The following is a 17396-nucleotide window of genomic DNA, read 5'->3' as shown; positions in this document are numbered from 1 at the left end:
CACGGCTGTCAGTGGGCCCCGGCGTCGCGCAGCAGCGCCGCGGCGCGCTGGCCGAGCGCGTCGGCCTCGGCGAAGTCGGCGGCGCTCGACAGTGCATGCACCTTCACCAGCGGCGCGTTGCCTTCGGGGTCGCCCCAGGCGGCGTCGATGCGCAAGGCGCCGTCGGCCTGCCAGCGCGCATGCGCGGCCAATGGCATCGAGCAGCTGCCGCCCATCGCGCGGCTCACGGCGCGCTCGGCGGCGGTCGAGAGCCAGTCGCCCCGGTGGGTCAGCGAGCCCAGCAATGCGATGAGTTCGGCGCGGTCCGCGCGCACCTCGATGCCGAGCGCGCCCTGCCCCGCGGCCGGCAGCATGGTGTCGGGCTCGAAGGCCACGCGGATGCGGCTCTCGAGCCCCAGCCGCTTGAGCCCGGCCGCGGCCAGCACGATGGCGTCGTACTGCCCTTTGTCGAGCTTGCGCAGGCGGGTGTCGAGGTTGCCGCGCAGCGGTTCGATGCGCAGGTCGGGCCGCAGCGCGCGCAGCAGCACCACGCGGCGCAGGCTGGAGGTGCCGACCACCGCGCCCTGCGGCAGTTCGTCGATGGAGGCGTAGCGCGGCGAGACGAGCGCGTCGCGCGGGTCTTCGCGCTCCAGCACGCAGGCCAGCGCGAAGCCTTCGGGCAGGTCCATCGGCACGTCCTTCAGCGAATGGACCGCGATGTCGGCACGCCCTTCTTCGAGCGCGAGCTCGAGCTCTTTCACGAAGAGCCCCTTGCCGCCCACCTTGCTGAGCGAGCGATCGAGGATCTGGTCGCCGGTGGTCGTGAGGCCCAGCAGGCTGACCGTGTGGCCTCGTTCTTGCAGAAGCGCCTGCACGTGTTCGGCCTGCCAAAGGGCCAGCCGGCTTTCGCGCGTGGCGATCACGATATTGCTCAAGACCGTTCCCAAAAAGTACATGTTTGCAGACCGTCGGAATGCTAGCATGTTGCGCCGCAGCAACGCAGACGGCGCATCCATTCAAGAAGTCCAGGACAAACATCGAATGAAAGCCAGCAAGACCCCTGCCCTCCCCAAGCGCCGACAGGCCGAAGACCAGCCACTGATCGACGACATCCGGCTGTTGGGCCGGATCCTCGGCGATGTGATCCGGGAGCAGGAAGGAGACGAGACCTATGCGTTGGTCGAGAAGATCCGCACACTGTCGGTGGCGTTTCGCCGCGATGCCGACCATGCTGCCGACCGCGCGCTGAAGAACCTGCTCAAGGGCCTGAGCGCCGCGGAAACGGTGCGCGTGATCCGCGCCTTCACCTACTTCAGCCACCTGGCCAACCTGGCCGAGGACCGCCACCAGATCCGCCGCCGCACCGAGACCGAGCGCGCCGGCGAGAGCGTCGACGGCGACCTGCAGACCGCGCTGGCGCGCATCCGCAAGGCCGGCGTGAAGCCCGACGAAATCGTCGCCTCGCTGGCCCACAGCTACGTGTCGCCGGTGCTCACCGCGCACCCGACCGAAGTGCAGCGCAAGAGCATCCTCGACGCCGAGCGCGCGATTGCGCAGCTGCTCACCGTGCGCGACGAGATCCGGCTGCGCCAGAACGCCTACGCCAGCGGCAAGGACACGCTCACGCCGCTCGAATTCGCCGACAACGAGACGCAGATGCGCACGCGCGTCACGCAGATCTGGCAGACGCGCCTGCTGCGCTTCTCCAAGCTCACCGTGGCCGACGAGATCGAGAACGCGCTGAGCTACTACGAGGCCACCTTCCTGCGCGAGATTCCGCGCGTGTACGCCGACCTCGAGAAGGCGCTGGCCCAGGGCGGCCACACGCCCTCGGTCGCGCCCTTCCTGCGCATGGGCCAGTGGATCGGCGGCGACCGCGACGGCAACCCCAACGTCACGGCCGAAACGCTCGAGTACGCGCTGAGCCGCCAGTGCGAGCTGGCGCTGCGCTACTACCTCACCGAGGTGCACTACCTGGGCGGCGAGCTGTCGCTGTCGGCCACGCTGGTCGACGTGTCGGTCGAGATGCAGGCGCTGGCCGAGCGCTCGCCCGACACGAGCGAACACCGCAAGGACGAGCCCTACCGCCGCGCCCTCACCGGCGTGTATGCGCGGCTGGCCGCCACGCTGCGCGAGCTCACCGGCGGCGAGGCCGCGCGCCATGCCGTCGCGCCGCAGAACCCGTACACCAGGGCCGAGGAGTTCCTGGGCGACCTGCGCACCGTGGCCGAGTCGCTCGAGGAGAAGCACGGCAACGTGCTTGCCGCGCCGCGCCTGCTGCCGCTGATCCGCGCGGTGGAAGTGTTCGGCTTTCACCTGGCCACGGTCGACCTGCGCCAGAGTTCCGACAAGCACGAGGCGGTGATCGCCGAGCTGCTGGCCACCGCGCGCATCGAGCCGTCGTACGCCTCGCTGGCCGAGGAAGCCAAGCAGACGCTGCTGCTCAAGCTGCTCGACGACGCGCGCCCGCTGCGCGTGCCCGACGCCGACTACTCGCCGCTCGCACGCAGCGAGCTGGCCATCTTCGCCGCGGCCCGCGCCGCGCGTGCGCGCTACGGCGCGGCGGCCATCCGCCACTACATCATCAGCCACACCGAAACGGTGAGCGACCTGCTCGAGGCGCTGCTGCTGCAGAAGGAAGTGGGCCTGCTGCGCGGCGCGATGAGCAGCAACGCGACCTGCGACCTGATCGTGGTGCCGCTGTTCGAGACCATCGAAGACCTGCGCAATGCCGCGCCCATCGTGCGCGCCTTCTATGCGCTGCCGAACATCCAGGCGCTCATCGAACGCTCGGGCGCCGAGCAGGACGTGATGCTCGGCTACAGCGACAGCAACAAGGACGGCGGCATCTTCACCAGCAACTGGGAGCTGTACCGCGCGGGCATTGCGCTGGTGTCGCTGTTCGACGAGCTCAACAAGAAAAAGGCCAACCCCATCCGCCTGCGCATGTTCCACGGCCGCGGCGGCACGGTGGGACGCGGCGGCGGCCCGAGCTACCAGGCCATCCTGGCGCAGCCGCCGGGCACGGTGCGCGGCCAGATCCGCCTGACCGAGCAGGGCGAAGTCATCGGCTCGAAGTACGCCAACCGCGAGATCGGCCGGCGCAACCTCGAGACGCTGGTGGCCGCCACGCTCGAGGCCACGCTGCTGCCGCAGGGCAAGCTGGCGCCGGCCACCTTCCTCTCGGCGGCCGGCGAGCTGTCGACCGCGAGCATGGCCGCGTACCGCAAGCTGGTGTACGAGACCCCGGGCTTCGGCGACTACTTCTTCGGCTCCACGCCGATCCGCGAAATCGCCGAACTCAACATCGGCTCGCGCCCCGCCTCGCGCAACCCGAGCCACAAGATCGACGACCTGCGCGCCGTGCCGTGGAGCTTCAGCTGGGGCCAGTGCCGCCTGACCATTCCGGGCTGGTTCGGCTTCGGCTCGGGCGTGGAGCAGTTCCTGGCCGCCGCCGGCACCGCCGCGGGCAAGAAGGAACGCGTGGCCCTGCTGCAGCGCATGTACGCGCAGTGGCCGTTCTTTCGCACGCTGCTGTCGAACATGGACATGGTGCTGGCCAAGAGCGACCTCGCGCTGGCCTCGCGCTATGCCGAACTCGTGACCGACCGCAAGCTGCGAACGAAGGTGTTCTCGATGATCGATGCGGAATGGCACCGCACCTCGGACGCGCTCACGCTCATCACCGGCGCGAAGCAGCGCCTCGAAGGCAACGCCGAGATGCAGCGCTCGGTGCGCCACCGCTTCCCGTACATAGATCCGCTGCACCACCTGCAGGTCGAGCTGATGCGCCGCTACCGCGCGGGCGACGGCGGCGAGCGGCTGCAGCGCGGCATCCACATCTCGATCAACGGGGTGGCGGCGGGCCTGCGCAACACGGGCTGATGCCGCGCACGAAAAAAGTGAAGCGATGAAGCGATGAAGCAATGAAGACGGGCCCCACGGGCCCGTCCTGTCCTGCGGCGGACATAGACTCGCAGTCCCTCCCACCGAAAGAGAACGCCATGAAAGGCTCCTGCCTCTGCGGCACCGTCCAGTACGAGGCCACCCGTCTCGCGGGCCCCATCGTCCACTGCCACTGCACGACCTGCCGCAAGGCGCACAGCGCGGCCTTCACGACCACCGCGCGCGCCGACCGTACCGACTTCCGCTGGACCGCGGGCGAAGAGGCGCTCGGTTCGTTCGAATCGACGCCCGGCAAGCTGCGCCACTTCTGCACCCGCTGCGGCACGCACCTGGTGGCCGAATGGGTCGCGCAGCCGCAGGTGATTCTGCGCGTGGCCTCGCTCGACGACGACCCGGGCAGCCGCCCGAGCGCGCACATCTGGACCTCGCTCGAAGTGCCGTGGCTCGACCACGGCACCGCCATCCCCTCCTTTTCAGAAGCGATACCCCCCAAGGCATGAGCACCAAGATCCAGTTTCGCCGCAAGGTCATCGTCGCCGTGCTGCTGTGCGTGGCCATAGGCGGCGCCATCGTCCGGCACTACGCAACGCCCGGCACCACCACGCGCGACATCGGCACGCTGCTGATGGTGCTGTGGGTGCCGATCATCGGCAACGTCATTGCATGGCTCATCAGCAAGCGGCCGCGCCGCGCGAAGCCGGCCGGCGTCGACGCGCCGCCGAGCTTCGACACCACGGGCGCTTTCACCGCCCATGCGCGCGTCGCACTCGTCTTCCGCAAGCCGGGGCTGCCTTCGCAGGACGTGCCGATCTCGTCGGGCGAATACCGCTGCGCGCTGGTGATCGACAAGGAAGGCTTCTCGGCACGCTGGTTCGTGCCGCCGGGCGAGGTGCTGGAGCGCGGCACGGCGGCCGAGGTCGACATCGAGTACCTCTCGCCGACCCTGGCGCAGCCGCGGTTTGCGCAGGGTGCGGCCTTTCGCGTGCTGATCGGCGATTCGTTCGTGGCCGACGGCCGCGTGCTCTGACGGCCGTCGCCATCCACGGGACGGGCGACGAAGTCAAAGGGGCAAAAAGAGCCGATTGTTCGCGTCAAGGAAACTGACTACTGCCGCGCGCCCCCTTTGTCGCGAAGGCGACGGCTCGCACACTCCAATGCCCTTTCACCGGCATTGGCGTGCATGCACCGCCGATGCGATCCAGGACCGCATCCCATGATGAATTCACCCAGCAGCAACCCGTGCATCGACGAGGTCGACGGCCTTGCGCCCGACACGCCAGCTGCGCCCGCCGCGGCAACCGCGCATGCGCCCGCGTCGCGCTCCGCATGGCTCGCCGTGAGCTCCATCGCCGTCGGCACCTTCGCCATGGTCTCGACCGAGTTCATGCCCATCGGCCTGCTGACCGACATCGCGCGCGGCCTCAACGTGTCCGACGGCACCGCGGGCCTGATGGTCACCATGCCCGGCGTGCTGGCGGCCTTCGCCGGCCCCGCGCTCATCGTGGCCTCGGGCCGGCTCGACCGGCGCACCGTGCTGATCGCGCTCACCACCTTGCTCATCGCGTCGAACCTGCTCGCCGCGTTCGCGCCCAACTTCGCCACCATGCTGGTCGCGCGCCTGCTGCTGGGCCTGTGCGTGGGCGGCTTCTGGACCTTTGCGCCGGCCGCCGCCACGCAGTTGGTGCCGCACGCCTCGCAGGCGCGGGCCATGTCGCTGGTGCTGGCCGGCGTGTCGGCCGCCACCGTGCTCGGGGTGCCGGCCGGTTCGTTCCTCGGCACGCTGTTCGGCTGGCGCGCCTCGTTCGCCGTGACCGGTGCGCTCGCGGCCTTCGTGCTGGTGGTGCAGCTGTGGCTGCTGCCGGCCATTCCGCCGGCGCGGGCCATCGGCGCGCGCGACCTGCTGACGCCGCTCACGCGCCGCATGGCCCAGGTCGGCCTGCTCACGGTGCTGTTCTTCATCGCCGGCCACTTCGCGGCGTACACCTACCTGAAGCCGCTGCTGCAGCAGGTGTTCGGCCTGGCGCCCAATGCCGTTTCCACGCTGCTGCTGGTCTACGGCGCGGTCGGCTTCGTCGGCACCTTCGTGGGCGGCAGCATGGTGGCGCGCAGCGTGCGCGGCACCACCCTGCTGGCGGCGCTGATGCTGGCGGCCGCGCTGCTGATGTCCACGCTGATCGGCACCGGCTTCGTGCCGGGCGCGGTGGTGGTGGTGATCTGGGGCGTGGCCTTCGGCCTGATCCCGGTGGCGCTCACCGGCTGGATGCTCGAGGCCGTACCCGACGCGCCCGAAGCCGGCCAGGCCCTGCTGGTCAGCGGCTTCCAGGTGGCCATTGCCGCCGGCGCGCTGATCGGCGGCGTGACGGTCGACAGCTTCGGCATCTCCAGCGCGATGGTGCTCAGCGGCGTGCTGGTGCTGGCCGCCGCGCTGATCGTCGGCACGCTGGGCCGCGCACGCGGCAGCGTGCGGATGGCTGCGATTCCGGAATGAACGGCTGAACTGCTGGCTGGCCGCCAGCCAGCGGCGCAGGCCAGCTAGCGGCGGCCGCGCTTGCCGGCCGCCAGGATCGCGTCGAGCACCACGCGCAAGGCCTTGTTGACGGGCTTGTCCCGCCGCACCACGATGGCCAGCGTGCGCTGCATGCGGGGGTTCAGCCGGTGCGTCTTCAGGCCGGGGTGGGCGCCGCGGCCCGTCATCGACATGCCCGGCACGATGCCGTAGCCCAGCCCCGCGGCCACCATCTCCTTCATCGCCTCGACGCTGCCCAGCTCCATCACGGGTTGCGGATGCACGGCCCCCGCGGCAAACCAGCGGTCGACCAGCTTGCGCGTGTTGGCGGCGGGCTCGAACAGCACCAGCGGCAAGGCGCCCAGCTCGGCCGGCGTGAGCTTGGCCTTCAGCGAAGCCCCACGCGCGGACCCCACGGGCCCACTCATCGGCCCACTTGCTGGCCCACTCACCGGGCCGATCGCGACGAACTCGTCTTCCAGCACCGGCATCGCCGCCAGCGAACGCCCCGCCGCCGGCAGCGTGACCAGCGCAAGGTCGAGGCTGTTCTCCTCCACCTTGCGCGCCTGGTCTTCGGTGTTGCCGGTGCTCACCACCACGCTGAGTTCCGGGAACTGTTCGCGCAGCGTGCGCAGCACGGCCGGCAGGAAGTGCAGGCACGCCGTGGCGCCCGTGCCCAGCCGCACGCGGCCGGCAACGCCGCTGGCGTGGTCGGCCAGTGCGTCGATCGCGTTCTCCACCGCGGTGTCGATGTGGGGCATGTGGCGCAGCAGCTCCATGCCCGCGGGCGTGGCCTTGGCGCGCTTTCCCACGCGCTCGATGAGCCGCACCGCGAGGCGGCGCTCCAGCTGGCGGATCTGCAGGCTCACGGCCGGCTGCGACACGCCCAGCCGGTCGGCCGCGGCCGAGAAGCTGCCGGTCTCGATGACCAGGCCGAAGGACTTGAGCTGGTCGAGGTTGAGTGTTTTTTCCAAAAGTATTCCTTATGCACCGCATAGGCAGGCGAAGCTTCTCTTATCGATGGTGCATCGTCAACATCGGGGCCATGTCATCGCCACGCCTCGCTTCCACCCTCGTCGAAATCGCCGACGCCGAGCCCCGCCACATGGCCGCCGTGCAGGCCATCTACAGCCACTACGTGCTGCACGACCTCTGCTCCTTCGAAGAGCAGGTGCCCAGCGTCGAAGAGATGCAGGCGCGCCGCGCCGACGTGCGCGCACGCGGCCTGCCCTACCTGGTGGCGCTGAAAGACGGCGAGGTCGCCGGCTATGCCTACGCCACCGCCTACCGAGCACGCTCCGCCTACCGGCACACGGTGGAAGACTCGATCTACGTCGCGCAAGGCATGCACGGCCACGGCATCGGCAAGGCGCTGCTGGGCGAGGTGATCCGCCGCTGCACCGACGGCGGCTTCACGCAGATGGTGGCCGTGGTCGGCAACAGCGCCAACGCCGGCTCGCAGGGGGTGCACCAGAGCCTGGGGTTCGAGCGGGTCGGCGTGCTGCGCGACGTCGGCTTCAAGTTCGGGCAATGGGTGGACACCGTGCTGATGCAGCGCGCGCTGCGCTGAGCCGCACGATGACCGCGCAAGACACCGGGCCCATGCGCGGCTGGCTCGCGCTGCTGTGCGCGAGCCGGCTGCTGCAGGCCATGATCGTCACGGCCTACTCCGGCGTGCTGCCCTTCCTGATGGCCGACTGGCAACTGACGGCCGCGCAGGCCGGCTCGGTCCAGAGCGCATGGCACGTGGGCTACATGAGTTCGCTGTTCGCGGTCGGCCTGCTGGCCGATCGCTACGGGCCGCACCGCATCTTCCTGGCCGGCAGCGCCGTCAGCGCGATGGCGGCACTGGCTTTTGCCGTGTTCGCGCGCGACCACCTCTCCGCGGTGCTGCTGTACGGCCTGGCCGGCCTGTGCGCGGGCGCCTCGTACACGCCGGGCCTGCAGCTGCTGGCGCGCAACACCGAGCCGGCGGTGCGCGGGCGCGCGATGGGCCTGTTCATCGGGTCGGCGTCGATGGGCTACGCGCTCTCGCTGGCGGTGGTGGCGGTCTGCAGCCATCTGCAGCACTGGCGCCTGGGCTTGCTGATCGCGGCGGCGGGCACCGCGGCCGGCGCGTTGCTCACGGTGCAGGCGCTGCGCCGCATGCGCCCGGCCATGGCATTCGTGGCCGGCACACCCGGCATACCCGGCATGCCGCGCGAAGGCCCCTGGCAGTCGCTGGCCGCCACCGTGCGCGACAAGCCGGCGATGGCCGGCAACTGGGCCTACGCCTTCCACTGCTGGGAGCTCATGGCGCTGTGGGCGTGGCTGCCGGCCTACCTGGTGGCGTCGTCGGGCGCCGGCACGTCATGGCAAGGCGCGGGCATTGCGCTGGCCGCGCTGGCGCACCTCGTCAGCGTGTTCGGCAGCGTGGCGGGCGGCGCGGCCTCCGACCGGCTCGGCCGCGCGCGGGTGATGATGATCGCCACCGTGGCCAGCCTGTGCATGTCGTTCTCGTTCGGCTGGATGTGGACCTGGCCGCTGTGGCTGCTTGCCGCGGCCGCCGCCGTCTACAACCTGCTCGCCATCGCCGATTCGTCGGTCTACTCGACCGCGCTGGCCGACGTGGTGGCGCCGCACCGGCTGGGCGTGGCGTACTCGGTGCGCTCGGTGATGGGCTTCGGCGCGGGCGCGCTCAGCCCGTGGGTGTTCGGCCTGGCGCTCGACTGGGGGCAGACCCGCTTCGGCCTGGGCAGCACGCACGGCTGGGTGGCGGCGTGGAGCTCGGTCGGCCTCGGTGCGCTGCTGGGGCCGCTGATGATCGCGCGCTTCTCGCGGCTGCACCGGGCGCGCGCCCTCGCCCAGTGACTCACGGATCCTCGCCCTCTGTCCACTCGGGGCTGTAGCCACCGAGCGTCGGGTGGTACATCTCGTCGCCCGAGTGCTGCGTGAACTCGACGTTGAGCCGGTCTTCACGCAACCCCAGGATGTCGATGCAGTCGCGGCACAGCGCCTTCGCCACCTCGAGCCGCAGCTCGGCCGAGCGCCCGCGCCGGATGTCGCACATCAGCACCGACACCTCTGCGGGGTCGCCGTCGACCATGCGCCACACGCCGCCCTCGCCCACCTCGCGGATGGCGATGCTGATGCGGCGGATGTCCACGCTCATCAGGCGCGCGTAGGTCTCGCTGAGCTGTTTGGCAAGGCGCTTCTTGTCGGCCACCGGGTGGTGGCCGTTCACGTCGAGTTGGAGGTAGGGCATATCGGGGATAAAGAAGAGTCAGGGAATCGAAGCGTCAAGCAAGTCTTCGACTGAGCGGCTTCGCCATTTCTCAAATGGCATCGGCAAACGGAAAACTGTCCACCTCGTCGAGATCCAGCGAGGGCCAGCCGGTGAAAGGCCTTGCGCCACGGTCACTGAGGAGATCGAGATGGGCTCTGACGGCGGTACGCAATTCCGCCCCTGGCCCGATCACCATGTCGTCACCTCCCAGACCGTGGACCACACCGCCGGCGATCACCGCAAGCGCGGCGCACACGACGACCTGCACCGCGACCGTGGCGTCCGCCCGGCCCATGCTGCTGCTCAGATCGTAGAAATGGTCCATCTCCCTGGCTTCAGGCGGATACAGGCGCCACCTGTTTCTCGCCGCGATTTCTGCACGGCCAACGTGCTCGAATCCGCAGCCGACCAGCAGGCTGACACCGGGACGGACACGAGAAAAGGTGTGGAAATCGAGCTTCGCCCACAGGCAGTCGACATCCGGCCCGAGCGGATGAAAGTCGGGGTGAAGCTCAAGGCCCACATCGAGCGCTTGCATTTCTGCGGCGAAGCGTGCCCGCCAATCCGGTGGTAGCGCGTGCGTGAACGCACTGATGCCGATGCTCATCGGGTCCCCTGTGGAAGGTCTGCATGACGTGACCGACTGCGCCAATTTTGAGGCATGAGCGCCATGCAGCGCATGGTCGAGTCCACCGATGGAGCCGGGCAGCCGCGCGAACGGCCTGCGCACGTACCCCAGTCGAAACCCGATGATCCTTTCACGAGCTCAACCCGCTGCCGCGCCGAACCAGGCCCCAGGCCCCAGGCCCAGGCCGCCCCGCACGGCGATCCACGTCCCCAGCCCGCCCCATGCGTGCAACAACGCCGACCGGGCCATGCCGGGGCAAGGTGATCCAGCAGGCGGCGGTGAAGGTGGTCCGAGCGGGCACCGGCTCGGGCCGGACCGCGATTGTTTCCATCGCGGAAACTGAGTAACGCTTCGGCACGCCGGTGCCTCGCTCGAAGGGCCATGAAAATCCGGGGCGGGCGCAGTGTGCGCACCCAACCTTTCCATCGAACCGAACGATCCATGTCCAATTCTTCTGCCCAATCCGCCACCGACGAACCCACTGCAGCCAAACTGCTCGACACCCTGCAGTGGCGCTATGCGACCAAGAAAATGGACGCAACGCGCAAGGTCCCGAAGGAAAAGCTGGAGCGCATCCTCGAGGCCGCCCGCCTGGCGCCGACGTCCAGCGGCCTTCAGCCGTTCGAGATCTTCGTGGTCACCGACGCGGCGGTTCGCGAACGCATCAAGCCCATCGCGTGGAACCAGGGCCAAGTGGTCGATTGCTCGCACCTGCTCGTCTTCGCTGCCTGGGACGACTACACGGCCGAGCGCATCAACCACATGTTCGACCTGACCAACACCGTGCGCGGCACGACGAACGAAGGCTGGGAAAACTACCGTGCCATGCTGCTCGGCAGCTATCCGCAGCGCGGCAGCGAAGTCAACTTCGCGCATGCGGCCCGCCAGGCCTACATCGGGCTGGCCGCGGCACTGATTGCAGCGGCGCACGAAGAAGTGGACAGCACCCCCATGGAGGGCTTCGACCCCGCGGCGCTCGACGACATCCTGGAGCTGCGCTCGCGCGGCCTGCGCAGCGTCGCCATCCTGCCCGTGGGCTACCGCGTGGCGGACGAAGACTGGCTGGTCAACCTCACCAAGGTGCGCCGGCCGCGCGACCAGTTCGTGACGGAAGTCTGAGGCGACGTCAAGCGATCGGCCTGCATGGCCTGCAGGAGAGCGATGCAGGCGGCTCGGGTTTGAGCATGCCGCCGCCGTGGCGGCAGGCGCCAGGAGCGAGTTTCTCGTCGGCATGCAGCGAGGCTTCGTTGGCTGTCACCTGGGCAGCGCCTGCGCACCGCGATACCCCAGCAGCGCGTCGTACAGATCGGTGCGGCGGTCGCGGTGCAGGTCGTTGAACTGGTTCCAGATGGGCGCGCTGCGCGCGGCGCCGAGGTCCACGTCGGCGTAGAGGATGGTGTCTTCGTCGGGCCCGGCGATGCGCCCGACCGGCCAGCCGTTGGTGCCCGCAATCAGCGAGTTGCCCATGAAGCCGGCGCCGCGCTCCTGCCCGACGCGGTCGGCCGCGGCGATGAACACGTTGTTCGAGTGCGCGGCGGTGATCGTCAGGTACGCCGCCATGCAGGTGCCGCTGGCGTCGTACAGCGGCGGCGGCGTCCAGACCCAGGCGGTGGGCAGGCAGACGATGTCGGCGCCCAGCTGCGCGAGGATGCGCGTCGTCTCGGGAAACCAGATGTCCCAGCACACCAGCAGGCCGATGCGGCCGATCCTGGTCTCGAACACCGGGTAGCCCAGGTCGCCGGGCGTGAACCAGAGCTTCTCGTTGTTCCACAGGTGCGTCTTGCGGTAGCGGCCGATGTAGCCCTCGGGGCCAACGAGCACGGCCGTGTCGAACAGCTGCGGGCCGTCCTGCTCGACGAGGCAGCCGACGATGTACACGTCGTGCTGCGCGGCGAACGCCACCCAGTCCTGCACGGTCTCGCCACCGGGCACCGGCTGCGCATGGGCGTAGGCCTCTTCACGGCCGCTGAAGCAGTAGCCCGTGGTGGCCAGTTCAGGCAGCACGATGAGCCGGGCCTTGTTCTCGACAGCGGCCAGCAGGCGTTCGTTCACGGCCTGCGTGTTGCGCGCGAGGTTCTCGACGCCGACCTGCGGATCGAACTGAACGACGGCCACGCGCACGGGGCTGGCGCGCAGGCCGGGGGTGGCGTCGGATGAATGGGCGATGGATGGATGCATGAACTCAGGCTTTCAGGTTTTAGGTTTTAGGTTTCAAATTAAAACCAGATGGATCGTAGCCATTCAGGTTTTACTTTGCAACCAATATGGCATTGCGCCCTACACTCGCCCCCCAAAGGGGAAAACCATGGCCCAGAGAAAAAGCCTGAAGAACGACGCATGCCCGATGGCGCGCTCGCTCGAAATCGTCGGCGACCAGTGGTCGCTGCTCATCGTGCGTGACGCGTTCGACGGCATGAAGCGCTTCGGCGAGTTTCACCAGAGCCTGGGCGTGGCCAAGAACATCCTGTCGGACCGGCTCAAGTACCTGGTGCAGGAAGGCGTGCTCGACCTCGCGCCCGCGTCCGACGGCTCGCTCTACCAGGAGTACGTGCTGACGCCCAAGGGCAAGGGCCTGTTCCCGGTGGTGGTCGGGCTGCGCCAATGGGGCGAGGCGCACCTGTTCGCCAAGGGCGAGCCGCATTCGACGCTGCTGGAGCGCGACAGCGGCAAGCCGGTGCCGAAGATCGCGCTGCTCACGCGCGACGGGCAGCCGCTCGACCCGGCGAGCACCTTCGTGAAGAAGCTGCCGGTCAAGGCCGGCGCCGGCTGATCAGGTCGCCGCTGCTGCCGCCGCGGCCTTCGCCTTGGCGGCCAGCGCGCCGAACTCTTCCTTGCCGAAGGCGGTGCCGAACAGGCCCCAGCCGCCCTCCGCCGCCTCGGTGAGGATCACCCAGGTGCGCGCCGCCTGACCCGGGTCGCCCGAGAGTTTCGCGACGATCTCGGTCGCTTCCCTGGTGATCTGCTTCTGCCCTTCGCGGTTGAGCGAGCCCGGCGGCGTGACGATCTGCACGCGCACCGTGCGGGCCTGCGCGCTGGTGGCGGTCTGCACGGCCGATGCCGGCATGCGGTGGATGTACGCGGCGGTGTTGTCGAGGTGGAACGGGCCGGGCTTGGCCACACCCTCGGCACGCAACACGGCCAGCGTGAGCGCCTCGCCAAGCTGGCGGTCCGCGTCGGCGGGGAACATGTCTGCGGCGGCGTAGACGTCGATCATGGGCATGGGAAGGCTCCTGTTGAGGCGTTGGTCTTGAATTCTGAATGACGACCATCATCCAAATGCAGGATGATGATGAACATAATCCTCACCGTCAAGCACGCGCACCGAGGACTTTTTCACCGACATGGGCCATTCCAAAGCGAACAAGGAGCAAAGCCACGAGCGCATCGTGCAGACCGCCGCCGCGCGCTTTCGCGAGGAAGGCGTCGACGGCATCGGCGTGGCCGACCTGATGAAGGAAGCCGGCCTCACGCACGGCGGCTTCTACCGGCACTTCGGCTCGCGCGACGAGCTGGTGGCCGAGGCCGTGGAATGCGCGCTGAGCGACGGTGGCCGCGCCGTCGAGGCCGTGGCCGCGTCCAAGGCGAGCCGGCAGGTGGTGGCGGCCCGGCTGGTCGATGCGTACCTGAGCACCGCGCACCGCGACGCGCTGGCCACCAGCTGCGCCGTGACCACGCTGGCCGGCGACGTGGCGCGCAGCAACCAGCGCGCACGCACGGCCTACACGCAGCAGGTCAACAGCTACCTCGACCTGCTGGCCAGGCTGGCGGCGGCGGAACCGTCGAAGGACAAGCGCGCGAAGGCGATCACGGCGCTGTCGTCGTTGGTCGGCGCGGTGTCGCTGTCTCGCGCGGTGAACGACGAGGCGCTGTCGCAGGAGATCCTGAAGTCGGCCGCCGACGAGTTGAAGGCGCTGCTCGGCTGAAACCTACTCGCCCAGCAGCTCCCCGATCGGCTGCAGGTCTTCCACCCGGTCGCAGATCGCCTTGATCACCATCGTGATCGGAATGCCCAGCAACAGCCCCCAGATGCCCCAGAGCCAGCCCCAGAAGATCACGCCCACGAACACCGCCACCGGGTTCATGCGGCTGGTGCGGCTGGTGAGCCAGGGCATCAGCAGGTTGCCGATGATCGTGTGGATGGCCAGCGACACGCCGCCCACCACGATGCCCATCTGCAGGCTGTTGAACTGCAGGAAGGCCACCAGCCCCGCGGCCGCCAGCACGATCACCGAGCCGATGTACGGAATGAGGTTGGTCACGGCCGCGATGATTCCCCACACCGCCGCGTTCTCCACGCCCAGCGCCCAGAACGCCAGGCCGGTCGCCACGCCCACCACGGCGCTCACCAGGATCTGCACCAGCAGGTAGCGCTCGATGTTGCGCGTGATGTCGTCCAGCACGTGCACCGTGACCTTCTTCTTCTGCAGACTCGAGCCGGTGATCTTGATGAGCTTGCGGCGGAAGGTGTCGCCCGAGCACAGCGCGAAGTACGTGAGGAAGGCCACCAGCGTGAGCTGCCCCATGGCGCTCAGCAGCCCGACGGTGCCGCTCAGCAGGTAGTCGCGCACGTTGAAGTTGGGCCGTTCGATGACCACGCGGGCCACGCCGCGGCGCGAAGCCACACGCGCGGAGTTTTCCTCGGCGGCCTTCTCCAGCTGCGCGGCGGCGGCCTGCACGCTCTCGAGCGGCGTGGCGCTGGCACCCTTGTCGCGGCGCATCGCCAGCCCGAGCTTCTGCGCGGCGACCGGCAGTGAATCGAGCAGCTGCGAGGCATTGCCCGAAAGCGAATAGCCGGTCCAGCCGATGCCGCCGAACAGGCCCACGAGGATCAGCGCCGCGCCGATCCAGCGCGGCAGGTGCCAGCGATGCAGCAGCTCGACCAGCGGCGACAGCGCATAGGTCATCAGCAGGCTCAGCATCAGCGGAATGAACACCGCCTGCCCCCACTGCAGCGCGAACACGCTGGCCAGCACGGCGAGCACGACCAGCGAGGCGCTGCGCACGTCCACCGGCATGTGCAGCAGCAGGCGCTTGCGCTCGCGTTCGCGTGCGGGCTCGGAAGGGTCCGGGGCCGGCGCTGCCGGCGGTGCTTCGGGCGCGGGCTGTGCCGCGGCCGCCTGCGGAGGCTCGGCGGCGGGGGCCTCCGGCGCGGGTGCGGAAGGCGCTGGAGAAGGCGAAGGCACCGGGGCCGGTGCGGGGGTCGATGGGGCGTCGGTCATCGTGTCTCCTTCAGCACTTCGCGCACGGCGGCGAGCTGGCGGCGCGACACGGCCACGGGTTCGGGAATGGCGTCCAGGCGCAGGGCCCAGCCCTCGGCGTCCTCGCCGTCGTCGTATTTCTCCAGCGCGCGAATCGCCGCGCGCGCCACCAGCGCATTGCGGTGCACGCGCAGAAAGCGGTTCGGGTAGCGCTCCTCGAACTCGTTGAGCGAGCCGTCCAGGATGTGGCTGCGCGTGGCGGTGCGCACGGTGAGGTACTTGTATTCCGACTTGAGGTAGAGCACCTCCGACAGCGGCACGCGCTCGGAGCGGCCGCGGTCCTGGATGAGCACGGTTTCCGGCGCGGCGGGTGGTGCCGGTGCCACTGGTGCCACCGGTGCCGCAGGCGCGGCCTGCAGCGCGCGGCGCTCCTTCAGGAAGCGCTCGGCCTTCTGCAGCGCCTGCTGCAGGCGCTCGGCGCGCACGGGCTTGGTGAGGTAGTCGACCGCGTCGAGGTCGAAGGCCGTCACCGCATGGCTCGCGTGCGCCGTGACGAACACCACCGCCGGCGCGTCGCCCCGGCTGCGCAGCGCGCGCGCCACCTCGATGCCGTCGACCCCGGGCATGTGCACGTCCAGCAGCACCAGGTCGAGCGGCATCGCGGCCAGTTGCTGCAGCGCCTCGGCGCCCTGCGAGGCCTCGGCCACCACCTCGGCGGCGGGCGAGGTGCAGTCGCGCAGGAGGGTGCGCAGGCGCGAGCGCGCGAGCGATTCGTCGTCGACGATCAATGTCTTGAGGGTCATGGTTCGGCGGAGTCTGCGGGAATGGCGATGCGCACGCGGTAGTTCTTCTGGTCCATGCCGGCGCTGAACTGCATCTGCATGTCGTGCAGCAGCCGCAGCCGGTCGCGCACGTTGGCCAGCGCTATCCCGTGGCCGCGCGGCAGCGGCTCGTCGGCCCAGCGCAGCGGCGGCAGGCTGTTGACCACCTCGATCACCACCATGCTGCCGCGCCGCTCGGTGCGGATGCGCAGCTTGGCGCCCTGCGGGCTGGGCTCCACGCCGTGCTTGATGGCGTTCTCGACCAGCGGCTGCAGCAGCAGCGGCGGCAGGCGCGCCTTGCTGGCGGCGGCGTCCAGGTCCCAGCGGATGCGCAGCCGGTCGCCGAAGCGCACCTGCTCGATGGCCAGGTAGCGCTCGGCCAGCGCGATCTCGTCGGCCAGCGTGCCCGACTCGCCCGGGTCGGCCAGCGCCTGGCGGAACAGCTCGGCCAGGTCTTCCAGCATGGTCTCGGCCTTGGCCGGCTCCTCGCGCACCAGCGCAATGGCGCTGTTGAGCGTGTTGAACAGGAAGTGCGGGCGGATGCGCGACTGCAGCTCTTCCAGCCGCGCGGTGGTCGCCGCCGGCGTCTGGCCGCGGGCGCGCAGCACCATCGCGGCCATCACCAACCCCGCGAACAGGGCGCCGGTCAGGCCGCTGGCCAGCCAGGGTGCGCTGGCCAGCACGCCGGTCAGGCGCAGCAGGCCACAGCCGTAGAGCGCCGCCGCGGCACCCAGCACGGCGCCGGCCGTGTACTGCCACTGCTTGGGCAGGCGCCGCAGGGGTTTCTTGAGTCCGCAGGCCGCCACCAGCCACATCAGCGTGGCGGGCAGCGCCCCGCCCGTGACGGTGGCCGTCTGCACCAGCCAGTCGACAGGTCCGGAGACCACGAACAGCGTGGCGATGGCCACCACCGCCTCCACGAAAACGACCGTGCGCAGCACCACGCCGATCTGGCAGGCGTCGAAGATCGAGGGGTCGTCGCGCAGGGACGCGCGCGTCCTTTCCGGCCTTTCCGAAGAAGACGGAGACGTGGGGGTGGAGCTGGCCGATAAAATCGCCGGGTTGCGCATCGCAGACATCTGATCCATCGGGT

General features: G+C 69.5%; 19 protein-coding genes. 10 read left to right on the top strand and 9 right to left on the bottom strand.

The genetic code is table 11. From position 1 onward, the window contains the following. Positions 1 to 8 precede the first annotated feature (8 nt). On the bottom strand, positions 9 to 935 hold the full coding sequence (gene hemC, locus BM004_RS04210; RefSeq protein ID WP_093211462.1) for a hydroxymethylbilane synthase: 927 nt from the start codon (positions 933 to 935) through the stop codon (positions 9 to 11). Positions 936 to 1020: 85 nt separating this feature from the next. On the opposite strand from hemC, the gene ppc reads away from it, so the two are divergent. The 4 genes from ppc (at position 1021) to BM004_RS04190 (ending at position 6373) form a co-directional block, all read left to right on the top strand. Continuing rightward, a complete protein-coding gene (gene ppc / locus BM004_RS04205; protein WP_093211460.1) occupies positions 1021 to 3864 on the top strand; it encodes a phosphoenolpyruvate carboxylase in 2844 nt (947 codons plus the stop codon). A 119-nt stretch (positions 3865 to 3983) separates the two neighbouring features. Then, positions 3984 to 4385 (top strand): GFA family protein, encoded by a 402-nt coding sequence (locus BM004_RS04200; protein WP_093124013.1) that lies wholly within the window; start codon positions 3984 to 3986, stop codon positions 4383 to 4385. Continuing rightward, positions 4382 to 4912: a hypothetical protein gene (locus tag BM004_RS04195; protein WP_093211458.1), complete on the top strand. Its 531-nt coding sequence runs from the start codon at positions 4382 to 4384 to the stop codon at positions 4910 to 4912. Before BM004_RS04200 ends, BM004_RS04195 begins: the two co-directional genes overlap by 4 nt. 186 nt (positions 4913 to 5098) lie before the next feature. Beyond that, the gene (locus tag BM004_RS04190; RefSeq protein WP_093211456.1) at positions 5099 to 6373 is read left to right on the top strand and encodes an MFS transporter; all 1275 of its coding nucleotides are present in this window, start codon (positions 5099 to 5101) and stop codon (positions 6371 to 6373) included. A 44-nt stretch (positions 6374 to 6417) separates the two neighbouring features. Here the strand turns inward: BM004_RS04190 and BM004_RS04185 are convergent, their stop codons facing one another. Beyond that, positions 6418 to 7365 (bottom strand): LysR family transcriptional regulator, encoded by a 948-nt coding sequence (locus BM004_RS04185; protein WP_093211454.1) that lies wholly within the window; start codon positions 7363 to 7365, stop codon positions 6418 to 6420. 71 nt (positions 7366 to 7436) lie between these two features. Here BM004_RS04185 and BM004_RS04180 point away from each other — a divergent pair, with 71 nt between their 5' ends. Both BM004_RS04180 and BM004_RS04175 read left to right on the top strand, forming a co-directional pair. Further along, complete coding sequence (locus tag BM004_RS04180; RefSeq protein WP_093211452.1) at positions 7437 to 7961, top strand: GNAT family N-acetyltransferase; 525 nt, start codon at positions 7437 to 7439, stop codon at positions 7959 to 7961. An 8-nt stretch (positions 7962 to 7969) separates the two neighbouring features. Then, complete coding sequence (locus BM004_RS04175; RefSeq protein WP_093211450.1) at positions 7970 to 9241, top strand: MFS transporter; 1272 nt, start codon at positions 7970 to 7972, stop codon at positions 9239 to 9241. Position 9242: 1 nt separating this feature from the next. Here the strand turns inward: BM004_RS04175 and BM004_RS04170 are convergent, their stop codons facing one another. Both BM004_RS04170 and BM004_RS04165 read right to left on the bottom strand, forming a co-directional pair. Then, entirely contained in the window at positions 9243 to 9635 is a 393-nt protein-coding gene (locus BM004_RS04170; protein ID WP_093211448.1) for a tautomerase family protein, read from the bottom strand. A gap of 70 nt (positions 9636 to 9705) precedes the next feature. Beyond that, complete coding sequence (locus BM004_RS04165) at positions 9706 to 10263, bottom strand: hypothetical protein (RefSeq protein WP_093211446.1); 558 nt, start codon at positions 10261 to 10263, stop codon at positions 9706 to 9708. Between the two features lie 462 nt (positions 10264 to 10725). Here BM004_RS04165 and BM004_RS04160 point away from each other — a divergent pair, with 462 nt between their 5' ends. Further along, positions 10726 to 11403 (top strand): NAD(P)H-dependent oxidoreductase, encoded by a 678-nt coding sequence (locus BM004_RS04160; RefSeq protein WP_093211444.1) that lies wholly within the window; start codon positions 10726 to 10728, stop codon positions 11401 to 11403. 135 nt (positions 11404 to 11538) lie between these two features. Here BM004_RS04160 and BM004_RS04155 read toward each other — a convergent pair whose 3' ends face one another. Then, complete coding sequence (locus BM004_RS04155; RefSeq protein ID WP_093211442.1) at positions 11539 to 12462, bottom strand: nitrilase family protein; 924 nt, start codon at positions 12460 to 12462, stop codon at positions 11539 to 11541. 127 nt (positions 12463 to 12589) lie between these two features. Here BM004_RS04155 and BM004_RS04150 point away from each other — a divergent pair, with 127 nt between their 5' ends. Further along, on the top strand, positions 12590 to 13054 hold the full coding sequence (locus tag BM004_RS04150) for a winged helix-turn-helix transcriptional regulator (RefSeq protein WP_093123987.1): 465 nt from the start codon (positions 12590 to 12592) through the stop codon (positions 13052 to 13054). Here BM004_RS04150 and BM004_RS04145 read toward each other — a convergent pair whose 3' ends face one another. Further along, positions 13055 to 13504, bottom strand: coding sequence for a tautomerase family protein (locus BM004_RS04145; RefSeq protein WP_093211439.1), 450 nt, complete (start codon positions 13502 to 13504; stop codon positions 13055 to 13057). Between the two features lie 121 nt (positions 13505 to 13625). Here BM004_RS04145 and BM004_RS04140 point away from each other — a divergent pair, with 121 nt between their 5' ends. Next, complete coding sequence (locus BM004_RS04140) at positions 13626 to 14207, top strand: TetR/AcrR family transcriptional regulator (protein WP_093123980.1); 582 nt, start codon at positions 13626 to 13628, stop codon at positions 14205 to 14207. Positions 14208 to 14210: 3 nt separating this feature from the next. On the opposite strand, the gene BM004_RS04135 is transcribed toward BM004_RS04140, so the two are convergent. Genes BM004_RS04135 through BM004_RS04125 form a run of 3 tightly spaced genes read right to left on the bottom strand, consistent with a single transcriptional unit; the run spans position 14211 to position 17289 of the window. Beyond that, complete coding sequence (locus BM004_RS04135) at positions 14211 to 15503, bottom strand: AI-2E family transporter (protein WP_093211438.1); 1293 nt, start codon at positions 15501 to 15503, stop codon at positions 14211 to 14213. Further along, entirely contained in the window at positions 15500 to 16285 is a 786-nt protein-coding gene (locus tag BM004_RS04130; RefSeq protein ID WP_093123974.1) for a LytR/AlgR family response regulator transcription factor, read from the bottom strand. Before BM004_RS04130 ends, BM004_RS04135 begins: the two co-directional genes overlap by 4 nt. Next, on the bottom strand, positions 16282 to 17289 hold the full coding sequence (locus BM004_RS04125) for a sensor histidine kinase (protein WP_256219808.1): 1008 nt from the start codon (positions 17287 to 17289) through the stop codon (positions 16282 to 16284). The genes BM004_RS04130 and BM004_RS04125 overlap by 4 nt, the downstream gene beginning before the upstream one ends. Between BM004_RS04125 and BM004_RS41895 the strand changes: the two genes are divergently transcribed. Further along, positions 17204 to 17386, top strand: coding sequence for a hypothetical protein (locus tag BM004_RS41895; protein WP_256219812.1), 183 nt, complete (start codon positions 17204 to 17206; stop codon positions 17384 to 17386). The two genes, BM004_RS04125 and BM004_RS41895, sit on opposite strands and share 86 nt — an antisense overlap. The last annotated feature ends 10 nt before the right edge of the window (positions 17387 to 17396 follow it).

This window comes from Variovorax sp. OK212 (assembly GCF_900112425.1).
Taxonomy (GTDB): Bacteria; Pseudomonadota; Gammaproteobacteria; order Burkholderiales; family Burkholderiaceae_C; genus Variovorax.
Note: the sequence above shows the minus strand (reverse complement) of the source record. Positions and strands in the feature narration are given on the sequence as shown.

Bases quoted from the DNA above. Each gene is read 5' to 3' on its own strand.
- BM004_RS04155 (WP_093211442.1), bottom strand. From the start codon at position 12,462: ATGCATCCATCCATCGCCCATTCATCCGACGCCACCCCCGGCCTGCGC.
- ppc (WP_093211460.1), top strand. From the start codon at position 1,021: ATGAAAGCCAGCAAGACCCCTGCCCTCCCCAAGCGCCGACAGGCCGAA.
- BM004_RS04165 (WP_093211446.1), bottom strand. From the start codon at position 10,263: ATGAGCATCGGCATCAGTGCGTTCACGCACGCGCTACCACCGGATTGG.
- BM004_RS04180 (WP_093211452.1), top strand. From the start codon at position 7,437: ATGTCATCGCCACGCCTCGCTTCCACCCTCGTCGAAATCGCCGACGCC.
- BM004_RS04190 (WP_093211456.1), top strand. From the start codon at position 5,099: ATGATGAATTCACCCAGCAGCAACCCGTGCATCGACGAGGTCGACGGC.
- BM004_RS04145 (WP_093211439.1), bottom strand. From the start codon at position 13,504: ATGCCCATGATCGACGTCTACGCCGCCGCAGACATGTTCCCCGCCGAC.
- BM004_RS04200 (WP_093124013.1), top strand. From the start codon at position 3,984: ATGAAAGGCTCCTGCCTCTGCGGCACCGTCCAGTACGAGGCCACCCGT.
- BM004_RS04170 (WP_093211448.1), bottom strand. From the start codon at position 9,635: ATGCCCTACCTCCAACTCGACGTGAACGGCCACCACCCGGTGGCCGAC.
- BM004_RS04195 (WP_093211458.1), top strand. From the start codon at position 4,382: ATGAGCACCAAGATCCAGTTTCGCCGCAAGGTCATCGTCGCCGTGCTG.
- BM004_RS04130 (WP_093123974.1), bottom strand. From the start codon at position 16,285: ATGACCCTCAAGACATTGATCGTCGACGACGAATCGCTCGCGCGCTCG.
- BM004_RS04140 (WP_093123980.1), top strand. From the start codon at position 13,626: ATGGGCCATTCCAAAGCGAACAAGGAGCAAAGCCACGAGCGCATCGTG.
- BM004_RS04160 (WP_093211444.1), top strand. From the start codon at position 10,726: ATGTCCAATTCTTCTGCCCAATCCGCCACCGACGAACCCACTGCAGCC.
- BM004_RS04135 (WP_093211438.1), bottom strand. From the start codon at position 15,503: ATGACCGACGCCCCATCGACCCCCGCACCGGCCCCGGTGCCTTCGCCT.
- BM004_RS04175 (WP_093211450.1), top strand. From the start codon at position 7,970: ATGACCGCGCAAGACACCGGGCCCATGCGCGGCTGGCTCGCGCTGCTG.
- BM004_RS04150 (WP_093123987.1), top strand. From the start codon at position 12,590: ATGGCCCAGAGAAAAAGCCTGAAGAACGACGCATGCCCGATGGCGCGC.
- BM004_RS41895 (WP_256219812.1), top strand. From the start codon at position 17,204: ATGGCCACCACCGCCTCCACGAAAACGACCGTGCGCAGCACCACGCCG.
- hemC (WP_093211462.1), bottom strand. From the start codon at position 935: ATGTACTTTTTGGGAACGGTCTTGAGCAATATCGTGATCGCCACGCGC.